Origin of the sequence: uncultured Aquabacterium sp. (genome assembly GCF_947366995.1) — a bacterium.
Classification (GTDB): Bacteria; Pseudomonadota; Gammaproteobacteria; order Burkholderiales; family Burkholderiaceae_C; genus Aquabacterium.
On the sequence record NZ_CANBCC010000076.1, the window covers coordinates 1 to 19,435 of the forward strand.

Sequence of the window (19,435 nt, forward strand, 5' to 3'; positions counted from 1 at the left end):
CCAGTTCAACCTGGCGCACGGCGGGTTCATGGCGATCGGCGCCTATGCTGTCGGCCTGCTCACCACCGATTACCAATGGGGATTCTGGTGGGCGTTTGCCGCCGCCGGCGCCTTGTGCGGGGTGCTGGGTTGGCTGACCGGCATGCTGTCGTTGCGCATGACGGGCCATGTGTTCTCGATCTTCACGCTGTGTGTGGGCTACATCATCTACCTGCTGATCGAGAAGTGGGAAGCCGTGACCCACGGCGCGGTCGGTGTGATGGGCATTCCCGCGCCGGCGCATCCTTTCGGCGGCGAGGTCGACACGCCCATCGGCCAGTACTACCTGATGCTGGGCTTTCTGGTGCTGGGCGCCGTGGTGATGCAGCGCATCGTTCGGTCGATTCTGGGGCGCAGCTTCATGGCGGTGCGCAATGGCGAGGCCCTGGCCGAGGCGCTGGGCATCCCGCTGATGCGCACCAAGCGGTTGGCCTTCGTGCTGTCGGTGATCTACGCCGGGTTGGCGGGCGGCCTGTATGCCGGGCACGTGCGCTTTCTCGGTCCGGAACTGGCGGCCACCCACCACACCTTCGAGCTGGTGATGTTCATGCTGGTGGGCGGCATCGGCACGCTGTTCGGGCCGATCCTCGGCTCGGTGCTGGTGCCGTGGCTGACCCAGTCGCTGCAGTTCCTGCAGGACTACCGCATGGTCGTCTTCGGCCCGCTGCTCATCGTGCTGCTCATCTTCCTGCCGCACGGCATCGTGGGCACCTGGCTGCATCGCCAGGCGCGCCGGGAGTCGGCGAAACGTGCACAGGCTGCGTCGCCGGCCACCCCTGTGTCGGCCCCCCGAACCGGAGCCCACCATGCTTGAAATCCGCAACCTCACCAAGCGGTTCGGTGGCCTCACGGCCGTGAACGATGTGTCGGCCACGTTCGAGGCGGGCCGCATCAACGCCATCATCGGCCCCAACGGGGCGGGCAAGACGACGTTCTTCAACCTGATCGCCGGCACGCATGCGCCGTCGGCCGGGCAGATCATCGTGAAGGGCGAGGACGTGACCGGCATGCGTGCGGACCAGATTGCGCGGCTGGGTGTGGCGCGCACCTTTCAGGCCACCACGCTGTTCGACCAGGCCAGCGTGCTGGACAACCTCATCGTGGGCCACCGGCTGCGCACGCGGTCGGGCCTGTGGGACGTCATCCTCAACACGGCGCTGCTGCAGCGCGAGGAGCGGCTGTGCCGCGAGAAGGCCGAAGCCGCGCTCGAGTTCGTGGGGCTGAACCGCGTGGCGCACCGGCTGGCGGGCGACATCACGCAGGAAGAGCGCAAGCGCGTGGCCTTTGCGCTGGCGCTGGCCACCGAGCCCGACCTGCTGTTGCTGGACGAGCCGGCCGGCGGCGTGAACCCGGAAGAAACACTGGGCCTGGCCGAGCTGATCCGCAAGCTGGTGGCCCATGGCAAGACCGTGTGCCTCATCGAACACAAGATGGACATGATCATGAGTCTGGCCGACAAGATCATCGTGCTGAACCATGGCGAGAAGATCGCCGATGGCACGCCCGCCGAGATCCGCAGCAATCCGCATGTCATCGATGCGTACCTGGGAGCCGAGCATGTTGAAGCTTGAAGGGGTGTCGCTGTCGTATGGCAGCTTCCGTGCGCTGGACCAGGTCAGCCTGCATGCCGACAAGGGCGAGCTGGTGGTGCTGCTCGGCGCCAACGGGGCGGGCAAGAGCTCGATCTTCATGGCCATCAGTGGCATCCACAAGGCCTGCAGCGGCTCGATCGCGTTCGATGGCCAGGAGCTGGTGGGCATGCGGCCGGCTGCCATCGTGGCGCAAGGCGTTGTGCACTGCCCGGAGGGCCGCAAGCTGTTTCCGCAGATGTCGGTGCAGCAGAACCTGATGCTGGGTGCCTATGTGCACCGCAACGCGTCCGACACCCGCGCGCGGTCGCAGCAGATCCTCGACGAGGTCTACACGCTGTTCCCGATCCTCGCGCAGAAGCGCCACGACCCGGCGGGTTCGCTGTCGGGCGGACAGCAGCAGATGGTGGCGATCGGGCGCGCGCTCATGGGCCGGCCCAAAGCCCTGTTGCTGGACGAGCCCTCGCTGGGCCTGGCGCCCTTGGTCGTCAAGCAGATGTTCGAGATCATCCAGCAGATCAACGCCAGCGGCGTGACGGTGCTGCTGGCCGAGCAGAACGCCTATTCGGCCCTGCGCATCGCGCACCGCGCCTACGTGCTGGAGCGCGGCCGCATCGTCATGGAAGGCCTGCCCGAGCAGCTGCTGCACGACGAGGGCATCCGCAAGGCCTACATCGGGGCCTGATCGGCCGCACCCGTTTCCCGACGTTCAACCCCCCATGAGGAGACCGCACATGCCATCCCGTTTCTTTGCGCTCAAGCGCCTGCCGCTGACCGTCGCCGTGACCCTGGCCTTTGGCTCGGGCGCAGGCTGGGCCCAGGAGGTCGTCAAGATCGGCTACACCGGCCCGCTGAGCGGTGGCGCCGCGCTGTACGGCAAGAACGTGCTCAACGGCCTGAACCTGGCGGCCAAGGAGATCAATGCCAAGGGCTTCGATGTGGGCGGCAAGAAGTACAAGGTCGAGGTCGTGGCGCTGGACGACAAGTACGCGCCGGCCGAAGCCGCGATCAACGCGCGTCGCTTGAAGCAGCAGCACGGTGCACCTGTGGTGTTCGTGCCGCACTCGGGTGGGGCGTTCGCGCTGCAGGCCTTCAACCAGCAGGAGAACTTCCTGCTGATGGCTTACACCAGCGTGCCGACCATCACCGAAAAGGGCAACAAGCTCACGATGCGGATCCCGCCGAGTTTCCTGACCTACATCGAGCCCTTCATCCGCAACCAGATGAAGCACGGCAAGAAGCTGGGCATGGCGCCGGCCGACCACGATTACGCCAAGGCCTGGGTTGCCGCGTTCGAGCCGGCCTGGACCAAGGCCGGTGGTGCGGTGGTGGCCACCAACCCGATGTCGTACAACAAGTCGGCCGACTTCTACACCGGGGTGAGCCGGGTGCTGGAAAGCAAGCCGGACGTGATGTTCATCGGCGGGCCGTCCGAGCCCACGGGGCTGGTGGCCAAGCAGGCCCGCGAACTGGGCTTCAAGGGCCCGTTCGTCGTCATGGACCAGGCCAAGATGGACGAGATGGCACGCGTGACCGGCGGCCTGCAGATGCTGGAGGGCTCGATCGGGACGCTGCCGCTGACGGCCGACGAGCGGCCCGGTGCCAAGGCGTTCGTGCAGGCCTACCGCACTGCCTATGGTCCCGACAGCAACCCATCGTCGGAGTCGTCGCTGAACTACACGGCGCTGCATCTGGTGGTCAATGCGATGCGCCTGGCGGGCTCGGTGAGTGACCCGGTGGCGATTCGCGGCAAGCTCGACGCTGCCGCCAAGGCGCTGCCGGACGCCATCAACCCGAATGACATCAACGGGGTGGACGAGAAGGGCGGCTCCGACCTGAACACCGTGGTGGGCGTCGTCGAGGGGGGCAAGCTGAAGGCAGTGCGGCTGAAGTCGCTGTAAGGCCCGTGCGTGGGCCGTGGTCATGGCTGAGGGCCGGCGCGAGTCGGGGCAGGGAGGCCTCGCCGCGTCGGCGCGGCCTGATAATGCGGGGCGCGTACCGTCGCCCCGCGCCATGCAGCGGGCAGTCAGGAGAAGAAGTCGATCATGCACGACCCCGTTGTCGCCGCCGATGTGGCCGAGAAGGAAGACCGCCATTTCGTGACGGCCCTGGCCCGCGGTCTGGAAGTCCTCTCTTGTTTTCGCTCGGGCGACAAGGCCCTGGGCAACCAGGAGATCGCAAAGCGCTGCCGGCTGCCGAAATCGACGGTGTCCCGGCTCACGTACACGCTGACGAAGCTCGGCTACCTGATCCAGATTGAGGACAGCGGCAAGTACCGGCTGGGCACCGCCACGCTGGCCCTCGGCAGCTACATGCTGGCCCGTCTGGATGTGCGTCAGCTGGCGCGGCCGATGATGCAGGAGCTGGCGGACCACTGCAAGGCCACCGTGTCGCTCGGCACGCGCGATCGCCTGTCGATGCTGTATGTCGAGAACTGCCGCAGCTCGGCAGCGCTCACCCTGAGTGTGGATGTCGGCTCGCGCATTCCCATCGTCAACTCGGCGTTGGGACGGGCCTACCTGGCCGTGACGAGCGAGGCCGAGCGCCACGAAATCCTCGAACGCGTGCGCGAGTACGACGAGCAGGCGTGGCCCGCCATCCAGAAGGGCGTCGAGACGGCCCTGGCCGACTACCGGACGCTCGGGTGCACCCGCTCGTTCGGCGATCTGCAGCCGCACGTCAACGGCATTGCAGTGGCATTCAATCCGGGCGGTGGTCTGCCCTGCATGGCCATCAGTTGTGCCGGGCCCGCCTTCAGCCTGTCGCAGGAGTTCCTGCTGGACGAAGCGCGGCCCCGCCTGATCGAGCTGGTGCGCAAGCTGGAAGCGTCGGCCGGCCGGCTCTGATCAGGCCGGGCCGATCACCGCAAAAGTCCCACTGGCGCGCAGCAGCACGCGCTCGCCGGCGCGCAGGCGGCAACTCGCGAACGCCATCCGCTGCCCCAGGCGCTCGATCTCGACGTGGGCTTCCACCCAGTCGCCCAGGCGCGCGGCAGCCAGAAAGTCGGTGCTGAGGCTGACGGTGACGATGGACAGCGGGCCCCCGCGCGCGTGGTTGATGGCGTGCCCAAGCGCCGTGTCGGCCAGCGTGGCGAGCAAGCCGCCGTGCGGGATGCCGCGCAGGTTCAGGTGCTGGGGGGCGATCCGCAGGCCGATGACGGGCGGGGCACCCGGCACCTCCCGCACATGCACGGGGCCGATGAGGCTGATGAAGCCGCCGGTGACTGTGTGAAAGGGCGCGAAGCCGGACGGCACGGCGGGGTCCCCCGTGTGAGGCGCCGGTTCGGGCTGCGGATTGGTGGAGGCCGGTGAGGGGTCTGGGTGGCGCATGGGCAAAAGCGGAGGGAGGGCTCAGGGCGCAGGCACAGGCCGACAGCGGCGTCAGAACCAGCCGGCTTCCATGTCCAGCGGGGTGCCATCGAGTGTGCGCAGCAAGGCGTACTGTGCCTGCGTGCGCGGCAGTTCCCAATGGCAGAAGTACCGACACGCCTGCAGCTTGCCCTTGAGGAAGGCCGCTTCGTCGGCATGGGGGCGGGCGCCAAGCGCCTGAGCGGCCACGCGCGCCTGTTCCAGCCACAGCCAGGCGAGCACCGTGTGGCCGCAGGCTTCGAGAAACACGGCCGCGTTCGCCAAGCCTCGCACGGGATCTTCCTTCAGCACGGGGCGCAACACGACCAGGGTTGCCTCGAGGTCGGCCAAGGCCATGCGCACCGCGTCTGCCATGTCGCTCAGCTCGGGATCGCCCTGGGCTGCCTCGATGGTCTGGCTCATGCGATGAGCCAGCACCGCCATGCCGGCCCCCTGCTGCATCACCATCTTGCGGCCGAGCAGGTCCATGGCCTGGATGCCGTGCGTGCCTTCGTGGATGGGGTTCAGCCGGTTGTCGCGGTAGAACTGCTCGACGGGGTACTCGCGTGTGTAGCCATAGCCGCCGTGTACCTGGATGGCGAGGTCGTTGGCTGCAAGGCACCATTGCGAGGGCCATGACTTCACGATGGGCGTCAGCACGTCGAGCAGCAGGGCAGCCTCGCGGCGCTGCGCCTCGTCAGGGTGGGTGTGCTGGTCGTCGACCAGGCGGGCTGCGTACAGACACAAGGCGTAGCCGCCTTCCACATAGGCCTTCTGCGCCAGCAGCATGCGGCGCACATCGGCGTGCTCGATCAGCTTGCGCGGTGGCTCCTGCGGGTTCTTCGAGTCCGGCAGGCGGCCCTGCGGACGCTCCCGGGCGTAATCGAGGGCGGCCAGGTAGCCGCGGTAGCCCAGCATCACGGCCCCCATGCCCACCCCGATGCGGGCCTCGTTCATCATCTGGAACATGCACGCCAGACCCTGATGCGGCGGGCCGATGAGTTCGCCCTCGCAGGCGTCTCGCTCGCCGAACGACAGCATGGTCGACGTCGTGCCCCGCCAGCCCATCTTGTGGATCAGGCCGGCCAGGTTCACGTCGTTGCGCGGCCCGAGGGTGCCGTCGTCGCGCACGCGGAATTTGGGCACGATGAACAGGGAGATGCCCTTGACGCCGGGCGGCGCGTCAGGCAGGCGGGCCAGCACGAGGTGAACGATGTTCTCGCTCAGTTCGTGATCCCCTGCCGAGATGAAGATCTTCTGGCCCTTGATGGCGTAGCGGCCGTCGCCCAGCGGCGTGGCGGTGGTGCGGATGTCGGCCAGGCTGGAGCCGGCCTGGGGCTCGGTCAGGGCCATCGTGCCCATGAATCGCCCGCTGAGCAGCTGGGGGAGATAGCGCTGGCGCTGTGCTTCGGTGCCGAAGCGCAGGATCACGTTGGCATTGCCCTGCGTGAGCCCCGCATACGAACTGATGGCGATGTTGGCCGCCTTGAACAGCGAGCCGCACGCCTGCGCCACCAGCGTCGGCAACTGCATTCCGCCCAGTTCGAAATCATGGCTGGCGGCCAGCAGCCCGGCATCGCAGTAGGCGCGCAACGCGTCGCCCACTTCAGGGGGCAGGTGAACGCGCTCGCCGTCGAAGCGCGGCTCCTGTTCGTCGCACAGGCGGTTCAGCGGTGCAAAGCGCTCGCGGGCCACGGCCTCGGCCGTATCCAGCGCGGCGCTCAGCGTGGCGCGGTTGTGCTCCGCATGCCGAGGGCGGGTGCACAGCTGCTCAGCCTGTAGCCAGTCGAACAGCAGGAAGTCGAGGTCGCGTCGGGTAACGATCGATGTTGTGCTCATATCGGTCTGCAGTGCGGAACGTAGTTCTGTGTATTTGCCGCTGGCGCTGTGCATTGTGAAAGGAGTGATGCAAACGCGGGCCCACGTAAACCCTATTCACGTGGGCTGGTTGCCCGCGTTACGCTGAATGCACGTCAAAACACAGTTCTGCATTGCAGAACATTGAGCGCCAGGAGATCCGATGCAGAGCGAGCCCTATGCACTGAACGGCCGGGTGGCCGTCATCACGCTGGACAACCCCCCGGTCAACGGGCTGGGCCTGGCCGTGCGCCAGAACGTCGTGCGCGCACTGGATGCCGCCGCGGCCGACCCGGCGGTGGCCGCCGTGGTGATCACCGGAAACGACCGCTTCTTCTCGGGGGGGGCCGATGTGCGCGAGTTCGGCACACCGCTGTCGACCCAGGAGCCCACGCTGCACACGCTCATTGCGACGGTGGAGCGGCTGCCCAAGCCCGTTGTGGCGGCCATCCGCGGCGTCTGTATGGGCGGGGGTCTGGAACTGGCGCTGGGGTGCCATGGCCGGGTGGCCCGTGCGGATGCCACGGTGGCCTTGCCAGAGGTCAAGCTGGGGCTGCTACCGGGGGCGGGCGGCACACAACGTCTGCCGCGTGTGGTGGGCCTGGAGACGGCGATCAACATGATCCTGTCTGGCGCCCAGGTGCCGGCGGCGAAGCTCGCGCACACCGCGCTGTTCGATGCGGTGGTGGACGTGGACGATGTGGTGTCTGCCGCCCTGGCGCGCGCCGAGCAGCTTGCAGTTCAGCTGGCCGAGCAGGGCACGCTGCCTCGCGTGCGCGACCGCGTTGTCGACGCCCCTTTGGCCGAGCCGTTCCTGCAGTTCGTCCGGCAGAGCGTGGCGGCGGCATCCAAAGGCTATCCGGCGCCACTGGCCTGTGTCGAAGCCGTGGCCGCCTCGGTCAGCAGCCCGTTCGACGAAGGCCTGCGCCGTGAGCGCGAGGGCTTTCTGGCGCTGATGCAGACGCCGGAATCCCGCGCGCTGCGCCATGTCTTCGCGGCCGAGCGGGCGGCGCCGAAGATCCCCGACGTGCCGGCCGACACACCGCTGCGGCCGGTGGGACTGGTGGGCGTGATCGGCGCCGGCACCATGGGCGGCGGCATCGCGATGAACTTCCTCAACGCGGGCATCCCGGTCGTGATCCTGGAACGCCAGCCCGAGGCGCTGGAGCGCGGGGTCACCACCATCCGTCGCAACTACGAGAACTCGCAGAAAAAGGGCAAGCTCACGGCCGCGCAGGTGCACGAGCGCATGGCCTTGCTCAAGCCCACGCTGTCCTATGGTGATCTGGCCAAGGCCGATCTGGTCATCGAAGCGGTGTACGAAGACATCGGCGTCAAGGAGGAGGTCTTTCGCACGCTCGATGAGGTCTGCCGCCCCGGGGCCATTCTGGCCTCGAACACCTCCACGCTGGACCTGAACCGCATTGCCGCATTCACCCGCCGGCCGCAGGACGTGATCGGCCTGCACTTCTTCAGCCCCGCCAATGTGATGCGCCTGCTGGAAGTGGTGCGGGGCGAGCACACCGCCAAGGATGTGCTTGCCACGGCCATGCAGCTGGCGCGCACCCTCCGCAAGATTGCGGTGGTGTCCGGTGTGTGCGATGGCTTCATCGGCAACCGCATGATCCACCGCTACGGCGCGGCGGCCAACGACCTCATCGTGCAGGGGGCCTCGCCTCAGCAGGTGGACCGCGCGCTGGAGCGCTTCGGCATGGCCATGGGGCCGTTCCGCATGGGCGACCTGGCCGGGCTGGACATCGGCTGGGCGATCCGCAAGCGCCGCGCAGCCGAGCACCCGGACGATGCGCGCCCCAGCGTGGCCGACGCCTTGTGCGAGGCCGGACGCTTCGGGCAGAAGACCGGCGCGGGTTGGTATCGCTACGAAGCCGGCCAGCGCAACGCCGTGCCCGACCCGGACGTGGATGCCCTGATCGCCCGCTTCCGTGCGGAGCAGGGCATCACACCGCGCCGCATCACTGACGAGGAGATCATCGAGCGCTGCATCTACGCCCTGGTCAACGAGGGCGCCCGCCTCGCCGAAGAAGGCATTGCGCAACGCGCGTCCGACATCGACATCGTCTACCTGAACGGCTACGGCTTTCCGGCCTACCGCGGTGGGCCGATGCGCTATGCCGACGAGGTGGGGCTGGTGAACGTGGTGCGGGCGCTGAACCGCATCGCCGCCGAGCCTGGCGTGGACCGCGCTTTCTGGACACCCGCGCCCCTGCTGGCCCGCCTGGCCGCCGAAGGCCGCAGCTTCAACTGAGGAATGCACATGACCGAAGCCGTCATCGTTTCCACGGCCCGCACGGGCCTGGCCAAGTCCTGGAAGGGCGCGTTCAACATGACCTACGGACCCACACTGGGTGCCCATGCCGTGTGCCACGCGGTGCTGCGGGCCGGCATCGAAGCCGACGAGGTCGAAGACGTCATCATGGGCGGCACCTTCGGCGAAGGGACCACCGGGGGCAACGTGGCGCGGCAGATTGCCTTGCGCGCGGGCCTGCCCGTCGCCACCGCCGGCATGACCGTCAACCGCTTCTGCTCGTCGGGCCTGCAGACGATTGCCCTGGCTGCACAACGCGTCATCGCGGGGGAGGGGCAGGTGTTTGTGGCCGGGGGTGTCGAGAGCATCTCGTGCGTGCAGAACGAAGCCAACACCCACATGCGGCGCGACCCGTGGCTGGTGGCGAACAAGCCCGAGGTCTACTGGAACATGCTGCAGACGGCCGAGCAGGTGGCCGCGCGCTATGGCGTGAGCAAGGAAGCGCAAGACGCGTACGGCGTGCGCTCCCAGCAGCGCGCCGCAGCGGCGCAGCATGCCGGCCTGTTCAACGACGAGATCGTGCCGATGACCACCACCATGGCCGTGGTCGACAAGGCCACAGGCCGCTTCACCACGCGCGAAGTGACGATCTCGTCCGACGAGGGCATACGCCCGGACACGACGCTGGAGGCCGTGCAGAAGATCCGCGCGGCGCTGCCCGGTGGCGTGGTGACCGCCGGCAATGCAAGCCAGTTCTCCGATGGCGCCTCGGCCTGCGTGGTGATGGACCGCCGCCTGGCCGAACGCCGTGGCCTGAAGCCGCTGGGCATCTTCCGGGGCTTTGCCGTAGCGGGTTGCGAGCCCGATGAAATGGGCATCGGCCCGGTGTTCGCCGTACCCAAGCTTCTGGCCAAGGCCGGACTGAAGGTCGATGACATCGGGCTGTGGGAGCTCAACGAGGCCTTTGCCGTGCAGGTGCTGTACTGTCGCGATCGCCTCGGCATCCCGGATGAGCGTCTCAATGTGAACGGCGGTGCCATTGCGGTCGGTCACCCCTATGGTGTGTCGGGCTCGCGGCTCACGGGGCATGCCTTGATCGAAGGTCGCCGCCGCGGCGTGAAGTACGTGGTCGTCACCATGTGCATCGGGGGCGGGCAGGGGGCGGCTGGCCTGTTCGAGGTGTGCTGACATGGGTGTGCGACAGCTTTTCGACCTCACCGGCCAGGTGGCCCTCATCACCGGCGGCTCGCGCGGGCTGGGCCTGCAGATGGCCGAGGCGCTCGGCGAAATGGGCGCCCGCCTGGTCATCACCGCCCGCAAGGCGGACGAACTCGATCAGGCCCGGGCCCACCTGCAGGCGCTGGGCCACGAGGTGCATACCGTCGTCAACGACCTGCAGCAGATCGACCGCATCCCGGGCTTGGTCAGCCAGGTGATCGAGCAGGTCGGGCCGATCGACATCCTGCTCAACAACGCCGGTGCCACGTGGGGGTGCAAGGCCGAGGATTACCCCGACGCGGCCTGGCACAAGGTCATGGACCTCAACATCAATGCGCCCTTCTTCCTCACGCGGGAAGTGGGCAAGCATTGCATGATCCCGCGTGGGCGCGGCAACATCATCGTGACCGCCTCGGTGGCGGGGCTCAAGGGCACACCGCCGGGCATGCACACGATCGCGTACAACACGTCCAAGGCCGCGGCCATCCACTTCGCGCGCACGCTGGCATCCGAATGGGGCCCGTACGGCATCCGGGCCAATGCGCTGTGCCCTGGCTTCTTTCCCACCAAACTGGCCAACGGACTCATCGACCAGCTCGGTGATGCGCTGGTGGCTCGTACGCCGCTGCGTCGCCTGGGCGGTGACGAGGACCTGAAAGGCGCGGTGGTCTTCCTCGCGTCCGACGCCTCGCGCCATGTCACGGGCCAGGCGCTGGTGGTCGATGGCGGCGCCAGCGTGATCTGACGCAGAGCGCGGCATGGGCGACCTGAACGACAGCGTCTTCTCCGGCACCCGGCCGGTGCTGCCCCAGCATGCCTTCGACGAAGGCCGGCTGGCCGATTTCATTCGCACCAACGTCGGGCCGTTTGCCGGAAACCTGCAGGTTGCGCAGTTCAAGGGCGGGCAGTCGAATCCCACCTTCCTGGTGCAGGCCGGCAGCGAACGCTTCGTGCTGCGTCGCAAGCCACCGGGCGCGCTGCTGCCATCGGCGCACGCCGTGGAGCGCGAGCACCGGGTGATGAGCGCCCTGGCCGCCACCGACGTACCGGTGCCTCGCACCCTGGCACTGTGCGAAGACCCCGACGTCATCGGCAGCACCTTCTTCCTGATGGCCCATGTGCCGGGTCGCATCTTCTGGGACCCGGCCCTGCCCGGTCACACACCCGTTGAGCGCCGCGCCCTCCTGGACGAGCTGAACCGGGTCATCGCCGCGCTGCACCGTGTCGATCCGGCCGCCGTGGGGCTGTCCGACTACGGCAAGCCGGGCGCCTATCTGGCGCGACAGGTGGCGCGCTGGACGCAGCAATACCGCGCGGCCGAAACCGAACGCATCGAGGCGGTCGACCGCCTGATCGAGTGGCTGCCGGCCCATCTCCCGCCCGACGACGCGCCGCCCGCCATCGTGCATGGCGACTACCGGCTCGACAACGTCATCTTCCACCCGACCGAATCGCGCATCCTGGCGGTGCTGGACTGGGAGCTGTCCACATTGGGTCACCCCCTGGTGGACTTCGCGTACCACTGCATGACCTGGCGCATGGACGGCCACACCGGGCGCGGCCTGGGTGACCTGAGTGCGCTGGAGCTCGATGCGCTTGGCATCCCATCGGAAGCTCATTACGTGAGCCAGTATTGCGAGCGAACCGGCCGAACGGGCATTCCGGGCGCTACGTGGTCGTACTACCTGATCTTCAACCTCTTCCGTCTCACCAGCATCCTGCAGGGCGTCACCCGACGGGCCTTGCAGGGCAACGCAGCGAGCGCGGAAGCGCTGACCACCGGGCAACGTGCGCGGCCTCTCGCCGAACAGGCTTGGCGCATGGCGCAGGACCTGATGCGTCACCCCTGAATCCCACAAGGAGCCCCCATGGACTTTTCTTACTCCCCCAAGGTCATCGCGCTGCAGCAGCGCGTGCAGGCCTTCATGGACGAACACATCTACCCCAACGAGGCCCGCTACCACGACGAGGTCGAGGCCAACCGCCAGCGCGGCAACCCCTGGCAGCCCACACAGGTGATGGAGACCTTGAAGGCCAAGGCCCGTGCGGCCGGGCTGTGGAACCTCTTCCTGCCCGAATCGGCCTATGGCGCCGGGCTGACGAACCTCGAATACGCGCCGCTGTGCGAGATCATGGGCCGCTCGCACATCGCGCCGGAGGCCTTCAACTGCTCTGCGCCCGACACCGGCAACATGGAGACCCTGGTGCGTTACGCCACCGAGGATCAACGCAAGCAGTGGCTCGAGCCGCTGCTGGAGGGGCGCATCCGGTCGGCCTTTGCGATGACCGAGCCCGACGTGGCCTCATCGGACGCGACCAACATCGAGGCGAGCATCGTGCGCGAGGGTGACGAGTACGTCATCAACGGCCGCAAGTGGTGGACCTCGGGCGCGCCCGATCCGCGCTGCGAAATCCTCATCTTCATGGGCAAGACGGCACCCGACCACCCGGATCGCCACCAGCAGCAGTCCATGATCCTCGTGCCGATGAAGACGCCCGGCGTGCGGCTGGAGCGCGCACTCAATGTGTTCGGCTACGACCACGCACCGCACGGCCACGGCGAACTCAGCTTCGACAACGTCCGCGTGCCGGTCAGCAATGTGCTGCTCGGCGAAGGCCGGGGTTTCGAGATCGCTCAGGGCCGGCTCGGACCGGGCCGCATCCACCACTGCATGCGGCTGATCGGTGTGGCCGAGCGGGCGCTGGAGCTGATGTGCCGGCGCGCGCTGGACCGCACGACCTTCGGCCGGCGGCTGGCTGACCAGAGCGTCACCCGCGAACGCATCGCCAATGCCCGCATCCTGATCGACCAGGCGCGCTTCCTGGTGCTCAACGCGGCCTACAAGATGGACACCGTGGGCAACAAGGCCGCGAAGCAGGAGATCGCGATGATCAAGGTGGCGGCGCCCACGATGGCCTGCCAGGTGATCGACTGGGCGATGCAGGTGCATGGGGGCGCAGGCGTGTGCGACGACTTCCCGCTGGCCGCCGCCTATGCGAACTCGCGTACGCTGCGCTATGCCGATGGGCCGGACGAGGTGCACCGCAACCAGATCGGCAAGCTGGAACTCGCCCGCTACGAGCCCGCTCGTACCTCGCACTGACCCCATCACCCGTCACCCGGATCCAACGCCATGTCCGACCGCCACTTTGCCCACTGGCCCCGCCATGTCAGCCGCCACCTGAGCGTGCCGGCCACCAACCTGTACACCAACCTCGAGATCTCGGCCCTGCGCTTTCCCGACAAGCGCGCGCTCGTCTTCTACGACTCGGTGACCACCTACGCCGAACTGAAGGACCAGACCGAACGGCTCGCCGGCCATCTGCAGCAGGTGTGCGGCGTGAAGGCGGGCGATCGCGTGCTGCTCTACATGCAGAACAGCCCGCAGTTCATCATCGGGTACTACGCCATCCTGCGTGCGAACGCGGTGGTGGTGCCGGTCAACCCGATGAACCTGACCGAGGAGATGCGTCACTATGTGAGCGATGCCGACGCCCGCGTCGTGCTCTGCCCGCAGGATCTCTTTCCACAGGTTCGCCCGCTGCTGCAGGAGGGCCGCGCGGCCGCCTCGGCCGATGACGCCGCGCCGGGGCTGCGCCATGCCGTGGTCGCGGCCTACAGCGACCACCTGACGACACCCACTGAGCTGCCCGTGCCCGCCTTCGTGAAGGACCCGCGTCAGCCACTGGACGAGCCGGGTGCACAGGCGTGGGCGGACGCCCTTGCGGCGAACCGCCGCCCCGGCCCCCTCACGCAGGGCCCTGACGACCTCGCAGTGATGCCCTACACCTCGGGCACCACCGGCCATCCGAAGGGCTGCATGCACACGCACCGCAGCGTCATGTACAACTCCGTGGCCGGCACGCAGTGGCTGATGACCACGCAGGATGCGGTGCAGCTGGCAGTGCTGCCCTTCTTCCATGTCACGGGCATGGAAAACGGCATGAACGGCTCGATCTACGTGGGCGCGACCATCGTGGTGCTGCCCCGCTGGGACCGTGATGCCGCGGCGCAACTCATCCAGCGCTACCGCGTCACGGGCACGCAGATGATCGTCACCATGGTGATCGACCTGTTGTCCAACCCGCGGCTGGCCGAGTACGACCTCTCCAGCATCTCGCGCCTCAGCGGAGGCGGAGCCGCCATGCCCGAGGCCTTGGCCACGCGCCTGAAGGAGATGTGCGACCTCGACTACCTCGAGGGCTATGGCATGTCGGAGACGATGGCCCCCACGCACATCAACCCGCCCCAGCGGCCGATGAAGCAGTGCCTGGGCATTCCCATCTTCGACGTCGACGCGCGCGTGGTCGACCCCGACACCTTCCGCGAACTGCCGCCCGGCGAAGTCGGCGAGATCGTGGTGCACGGCCCGCAGGTGATGCAGGGCTACTGGAAGCAACCGGCCGCCACGGCATCGAGCTTCATCGAGCTGGATGGCAAGCGCTTTCTGCGCACCGGCGACCTGGCCCGCACCGACGAGCACGGCTACTTCTACATGGTCGACCGGCTCAAGCGCATGATCAACGCCTCGGGCTTCAAGGTCTGGCCGGCCGAGGTCGAGGCGCTGATGTATGCCCACCCGGCCATCCAGGAGGTCTGCGTGATCGCGGCCCGTGACGAGCGGCGCGGCGAGACGGTCAAGGCCGTCGTCGTGCTGAAGGAGGCGCACCGCGGCCGCGTCACCGAGCAGGAGATCGTCGACTGGGCGCACGAGCACATGGCGGCCTACAAGAGCCCCCGCGTGGTCGCCTTTGCCGACGCGCTGCCGAAGTCGGGCGCCGGCAAGGTGCTGTGGCGCGCGCTGCAGGCTCAGGAAGTCTGACGCAGCGCGCGGGGCAGGGCGCCACTCAGTGGTACGCCGGCCAGCTTTGCAAGGTTTCCTTGTCGGCGCTCACGTAGACCGCATCGTGCTCGCGGTCGATGCCGCGGGTGAGCGCAATCGGCACGGCGATCTCGCCCCCGGGTCGCCAGCGCGCCGTGTCGACAATCAGCTGCTGCACCGCCCAGGTTTGTTCGTCGATCAGCAGGTCGTCGACCTTGCCGATCTGCCCTTCCGGTGTGGTCAGGTTGTAGCCCAGTACCTCGCGCGTGCAGTGGATATGGGCCTCCGCCAGGGGCCGATTTGCGGCGAGCGCTTCCTCTTCCAGACCCGAACCGGTGATGTCGACCGGCAGCGGCATTTCGCCGGCTTCCATGGGTTCCGGGACCTGTTCCCAGTAGAGCGGCGTGTCATAGTACGCCGCATAGGCCCGCTCCTGGCGCCGTGTCAGCGGCCGCGCGGAGTCGAACTGAGGGCCGTGCAGCACGTCGTCCTTGAGCAGTTCAATCTGCAGCTGCCGGTTGGTCGATGCGTCTTGCCGGATGGCCGTGGGCGGGATCAGCACATGGCGTTCGCTTGGCCAGTGTCCGGTGCGCACACCGAGATAACGGATGCCCCACTGCTCGTCATCGAAGTACAGGGCGTCGACCACGCCCACCTCGCCGTCCAGCGCCGTGACGACGGCGCCCTTGAGTTGACTGGCTTTGTGCAACATGCTGGATCTCCTTTTCTGGGGTCGGATGGCGACAGAGCGCACGCCCGGTGCAGCACGCCTGACACGCATCCCGCCCTGCGGCAATGGCCGTTCCCGGCGCAGCGCATGCGAATCGGTCAGGCCGCGCGTGCAGCCGGTAAGTTTTTCCGCAGTGCCGGCCGGCTCGATGGCCTTGCGACTTACAGCTCGCGCAGGCCGCTCACCATCAGCGCAAGCGGCGCCAGCGAGGCAAAGATCAGCATGATTCGATGGAAGACCGGACCGGCGAGCCGGGACTCCAGGTAATAGCGGATCACGATCAGCGCCTTGATCCACGCAACGATGGCAATGACGAAGGTCATGGCCATGCGGCTGGTGCCAGCGTGTGACTGGCCCGCGGCCTGGATGCTCACGAGCGAGAGCATCAGCAGCGCGATCCAGGCCAGGGTGGTGGGTTGCAGTTTCATCATGCGAAGGCGTAGAACAACGCGAAGACCATCAGCCACACCATGTCGGTGGCATGCCAGTAGGTGGCGATGGCTTCGAGGCCGCGGTGGTCGTCGGCGGTGTAGCCGCCGTACCGGAACCGCACCAGGCCCCACGCCATGCCCATCAGGCCCCACGACGCGTGGATGAAGTGATTGATGGTGAGGTAGTAGTACACGACGACGAAGACGCCGGCCGAGGCATCGATGCCGTGCGCCAAGTTCCAGCGCCACTCCAGCACCTTGAGCAGCGGGTAGATGAGCCCGGTGAGCAGGGCCAGGGCCAGCCAGCGCTGCCCCCACACCAGGTCGCCATCCCGGGTGCTGGCAATGGCGCGGGTCAGCAGGTAGCCGCCGGTGACCATGACGGCCGTGACACACAGCCCGCCCTGCGTCCACAGGCGCGTCGCACCCTGCTGAAAGGCCTCGGGGTGGTGCCAGCGCGCCACGAAGTACACGGCGAAGAAGACGGCGAACTCGATGTATTCGAGGCTCACGCCCACCCACATGGCCTGGATGCCGGGCCGCCTGTGTGCCGCGGCTGGTACGGGCGCGGTGGGCGGTATCGCCATCTCACCAGGCCAGGGGGCAGCCTCGGGGCCTGCGTTGCTCATGTTCATCCCGCACACCATAAATTGATGCGTTTGGGATGCATGTTAAGGCGCCTGCCGCCACCGCTCAAGCAGAAGGACCCGGGCGCGAGGGGGGATGCCGGTGGAAAAGAAAAAAGCCCCAGGTGCTACGCACCCTGGGGCTTTGTGTCGACCGAAGGCCGAGGGGATCAATCAGCAGGCTTGTGTTGACCTTTTTGATGTCAATAGACAAAAAAGGCCGACCCGACAACATCTTACGGTTACCCACGGGGCTGCGATGACAACAAGTCTACCTGTGTGCCCAGGAATGGGTAGCATCCGACCACGGGGACGCATTCCGGAATGAGCCTCTGGCTCAGTTGCTATTCCGCAGTGACGGAGGTGTCGGTCGATGGCCTGCCTCGGAGTTCGAGGGCTCGTTTTCTCCAGCTGTGATCATGTGAACGTAGGTCTTCAGCCACATGAGGTCCTTCTGATTGTTCACGCACTGGGCATACAGACCGGCTACTTCCATAGCCAAGGGCTGAGGCAAAGACTTGATGTCAACGCGCCTGCAAGGTGGACGCTCTTCCATCGCTGGCTTCAAAAGGGGATTCGAGTCCAGCATGGCAATAGCGCCTTTGCTCAGCTCCCGGCCTGCTTCCGGAGAGAAGGCGACTGGGGAATATTTTTGGATGATGCCGATTGCCCAAGCTCTGGATGCGAGTCGGTCCTCTTGCAGGGGCTCTTTGAGGACCTGCATTGCGAGCTGGACATAGTCTTTGCTCGTTGAGATCTCTACGGCCGACGCTTGAGCTTTCCATCCAAGCACTGCGACGACGATTGGTGTGCCAACCAGAGCGAAGATCTGAGAGAACTTGTAGATCCGCCCGAGCGGAGTGATGTCGGACACAGATTCCATGAATGGCCTCCTGAAAATGTCTTGTATGCCTGAAGCATGACATGTTCATTTGGTCCGAAGGCGTTACTTGGCCGCCTCGATGCAGAGCGTCTGAACTTGCTTATCCGGCCTTGAGTAAATCACTGACATCCAACCCCATCGCCTTCGCCAACGCCTCCATGTTGTCCACGGCGATGTTGCGCTCCCCGCGCTCAACGGACCCCACGTAGGTGCGATGCAGCCCAGCCAGCTCAGCCAGGGCTTCCTGGCTGATGCCTCTGGCCAGCCGCTCGGTTTTGAGCAGCCTGGCGAAGCGCATGCGCGCTGTTTCGGTGGACTTGCGGGCTATTGACATTGCCCGCGAGAATCCAATTTGGATGACTATAGGTCTACAGACTATAAGTAGCACTTGGCCTAGAATCATGCCCTTGGGGCGTTCGCTGACGCGCTGCCGGGAGGGCCCAGTAGCACTTGCCCCGAAGGGAGTGCCATGCTGGATCGACTCGCAAGCCCACTGGGGCTCGCGCCCATTGCGTTTGGGGTGAAGGCGCCTCTGCGTGTTGCGACTCTGCCGCAAGGGCGGGGTGACCTCTGGTCAGCGCAAGTTGTGGCGGTGCGCCAAGGGCTGTTCAGCAAGGTGTTCGCCAACGTGCTGTTCGTGGAGTCGAGCGACACCGCCTACGTGTTCGGCATTGAAACCCTCGATGCTCGCCCAGGCGGACTGCCGGCCGATGTGGCCGATCACCAGCAACTGTTCATTCAGTTTTTGCGCGAGCAGACCCAAGAAGACATCCGTGCCTTGGGCATGCTGGCCAGGGTGTTCCGAGGGCATGAGTACGGGTGCGAAGTTGCAGCGACGGCCGCCTACGTGGTTGCCCGCGACGTTTCTCTGAACCTGGGCGTGGGCTACCAAACAGAGTCAGGCGCCTACGAGTTGGTCGGGATCCACAAAGACGACGATCTGGTGATTCAGGCCCGCTGGGCGGTGCTCACCGACGAGCCGCAACACCCATGAGCGCTGGACTTTCGCCCGCGAAATGGGCTCGGTGATTTTCTCTCTGTCGGTGCCGGGCAGGCGCCTCAGATTAATCAGCGGATGTTAGACCAAAGCATGGCGATGACTGAACCCTCTGCGATGAGCGACAAGCTTCTGGCCGCTCTGCAAAGGGTGCGGGCGACATCGGCACGGTACGACTCCGCCAGCGGTCACGTCGTGGTCCTGCTGAGCACGGGCATGGAGCTGTCCTTCGACGCCCGCCTTGCTGCGGGCTTGGAGCACGCGCAACCAGTCGACCTCTTGCAAATTGAGGTCTCACCATCAGGAGCAGGCCTCCATTTCCCTGCGCTGGACGCCGATCTCTATTTGCCTTCTCTTCTGGCGGGCATCTTGCAGCCCGAGCAGCTTGGTGGATGGGCAGGGCATGAAGCGGAAAAGTGCTTGCGCCAGCCAGAGGCCGAAGACCTCTACACCTACGCCGTTCACTGGTCGGCCGAGGACCAGGAGTTCGTGGCCACCTGCATCGGGTTTCCTTCGCTGTCGTGGTTGGCTCCAACGCCAGACCTCGCGCTGCTGGGTGTCCGAAATCTCGTGAGATCAGCCCTTGCAGACCTGGCGGCGGAGGGCCAGCAGCCCCCCGCTCCCCGAGG

At 66.6% G+C, this 19,435-nt stretch carries 20 protein-coding genes; 13 read left to right on the forward strand and 7 right to left on the reverse strand.

Annotated features, from left to right (window positions below):
• From Q0Z44_RS15795 to Q0Z44_RS15815, 5 genes are all read left to right on the forward strand, one after another.
• On the forward strand, positions 1–853 hold an 853-nt coding region (locus Q0Z44_RS15795), incomplete at its 5' end, for a branched-chain amino acid ABC transporter permease (protein ID WP_298014527.1).
• Positions 846–1,610 carry an ABC transporter ATP-binding protein gene (locus tag Q0Z44_RS15800; RefSeq protein ID WP_294637843.1) on the forward strand — a complete coding sequence of 255 codons (765 nt, stop codon included), beginning with the start codon at positions 846–848 and terminating at the stop codon, positions 1,608–1,610. The genes Q0Z44_RS15795 and Q0Z44_RS15800, both read left to right, overlap by 8 nt.
• On the forward strand, positions 1,597–2,313 hold the full coding sequence (locus tag Q0Z44_RS15805) for an ABC transporter ATP-binding protein (protein ID WP_298014530.1): 717 nt from the start codon (positions 1,597–1,599) through the stop codon (positions 2,311–2,313). Before Q0Z44_RS15800 ends, Q0Z44_RS15805 begins: the two co-directional genes overlap by 14 nt.
• Positions 2,314–2,362: 49 nt before the next feature.
• On the forward strand, positions 2,363–3,529 hold the full coding sequence (locus tag Q0Z44_RS15810; RefSeq protein ID WP_298014532.1) for an ABC transporter substrate-binding protein: 1,167 nt from the start codon (positions 2,363–2,365) through the stop codon (positions 3,527–3,529).
• A gap of 144 nt (positions 3,530–3,673) precedes the next feature.
• Complete coding sequence (locus tag Q0Z44_RS15815; RefSeq protein WP_298014534.1) at positions 3,674–4,474, forward strand: IclR family transcriptional regulator; 801 nt, start codon at positions 3,674–3,676, stop codon at positions 4,472–4,474.
• On the opposite strand, the gene Q0Z44_RS15820 is transcribed toward Q0Z44_RS15815, so the two are convergent.
• Positions 4,475–4,957, reverse strand: a complete 483-nt coding sequence (locus Q0Z44_RS15820; protein WP_298014536.1) for a PaaI family thioesterase — start codon at positions 4,955–4,957, stop codon at positions 4,475–4,477. It lies immediately after the preceding gene.
• A 51-nt stretch (positions 4,958–5,008) separates the two neighbouring features.
• A complete protein-coding gene (locus Q0Z44_RS15825) occupies positions 5,009–6,814 on the reverse strand; it encodes an acyl-CoA dehydrogenase (RefSeq protein WP_298014538.1) in 1,806 nt (601 codons plus the stop codon).
• A 181-nt stretch (positions 6,815–6,995) separates the two neighbouring features.
• Between Q0Z44_RS15825 and Q0Z44_RS15830 the strand changes: the two genes are divergently transcribed.
• The 6 genes from Q0Z44_RS15830 to Q0Z44_RS15855 are packed head-to-tail and all read left to right on the forward strand — an operon-like array spanning position 6,996 to position 15,139.
• Positions 6,996–9,098 carry a 3-hydroxyacyl-CoA dehydrogenase NAD-binding domain-containing protein gene (locus tag Q0Z44_RS15830; RefSeq protein ID WP_298014540.1) on the forward strand — a complete coding sequence of 701 codons (2,103 nt, stop codon included), beginning with the start codon at positions 6,996–6,998 and terminating at the stop codon, positions 9,096–9,098.
• A gap of 9 nt (positions 9,099–9,107) precedes the next feature.
• Complete coding sequence (locus Q0Z44_RS15835) at positions 9,108–10,286, forward strand: acetyl-CoA C-acyltransferase (protein WP_298014542.1); 1,179 nt, start codon at positions 9,108–9,110, stop codon at positions 10,284–10,286.
• Between the two features lies 1 nt (position 10,287).
• Positions 10,288–11,061 carry an SDR family oxidoreductase gene (locus Q0Z44_RS15840; RefSeq protein ID WP_298014544.1) on the forward strand — a complete coding sequence of 258 codons (774 nt, stop codon included), beginning with the start codon at positions 10,288–10,290 and terminating at the stop codon, positions 11,059–11,061.
• Positions 11,062–11,074: 13 nt separating this feature from the next.
• Positions 11,075–12,166, forward strand: a complete 1,092-nt coding sequence (locus tag Q0Z44_RS15845) for a phosphotransferase (protein ID WP_298014546.1) — start codon at positions 11,075–11,077, stop codon at positions 12,164–12,166.
• 18 nt (positions 12,167–12,184) lie between these two features.
• On the forward strand, positions 12,185–13,420 hold the full coding sequence (locus Q0Z44_RS15850; protein ID WP_298014548.1) for an acyl-CoA dehydrogenase family protein: 1,236 nt from the start codon (positions 12,185–12,187) through the stop codon (positions 13,418–13,420).
• Positions 13,421–13,450: 30 nt separating this feature from the next.
• Positions 13,451–15,139, forward strand: coding sequence for a long-chain fatty acid--CoA ligase (locus Q0Z44_RS15855; protein ID WP_298014549.1), 1,689 nt, complete (start codon positions 13,451–13,453; stop codon positions 15,137–15,139).
• Positions 15,140–15,164: 25 nt separating this feature from the next.
• Here Q0Z44_RS15855 and Q0Z44_RS15860 read toward each other — a convergent pair whose 3' ends face one another.
• From Q0Z44_RS15860 to Q0Z44_RS15880, 5 genes are all read right to left on the reverse strand, one after another.
• Positions 15,165–15,851 carry a PRC-barrel domain-containing protein gene (locus Q0Z44_RS15860; RefSeq protein ID WP_298014551.1) on the reverse strand — a complete coding sequence of 229 codons (687 nt, stop codon included), beginning with the start codon at positions 15,849–15,851 and terminating at the stop codon, positions 15,165–15,167.
• Between the two features lie 179 nt (positions 15,852–16,030).
• On the reverse strand, positions 16,031–16,300 hold the full coding sequence (locus Q0Z44_RS15865; RefSeq protein WP_298014553.1) for a hypothetical protein: 270 nt from the start codon (positions 16,298–16,300) through the stop codon (positions 16,031–16,033).
• A complete protein-coding gene (locus Q0Z44_RS15870; protein WP_298014555.1) occupies positions 16,297–16,929 on the reverse strand; it encodes a cytochrome c oxidase subunit 3 in 633 nt (210 codons plus the stop codon). Before Q0Z44_RS15870 ends, Q0Z44_RS15865 begins: the two co-directional genes overlap by 4 nt.
• A gap of 334 nt (positions 16,930–17,263) precedes the next feature.
• Positions 17,264–17,809, reverse strand: coding sequence for a hypothetical protein (locus Q0Z44_RS15875; protein ID WP_298014557.1), 546 nt, complete (start codon positions 17,807–17,809; stop codon positions 17,264–17,266).
• Between the two features lie 100 nt (positions 17,810–17,909).
• The gene (locus Q0Z44_RS15880) at positions 17,910–18,107 is read right to left on the reverse strand and encodes a helix-turn-helix transcriptional regulator (protein ID WP_366517634.1); all 198 of its coding nucleotides are present in this window, start codon (positions 18,105–18,107) and stop codon (positions 17,910–17,912) included.
• A gap of 171 nt (positions 18,108–18,278) precedes the next feature.
• Here Q0Z44_RS15880 and Q0Z44_RS15885 point away from each other — a divergent pair, with 171 nt between their 5' ends.
• Positions 18,279–18,803, forward strand: a complete 525-nt coding sequence (locus tag Q0Z44_RS15885) for a hypothetical protein (RefSeq protein WP_298014561.1) — start codon at positions 18,279–18,281, stop codon at positions 18,801–18,803.
• A 120-nt stretch (positions 18,804–18,923) separates the two neighbouring features.
• The coding region (locus tag Q0Z44_RS15890) for a DUF2442 domain-containing protein (protein ID WP_298014563.1) at positions 18,924–19,435 on the forward strand (512 nt) is incomplete at its 3' end.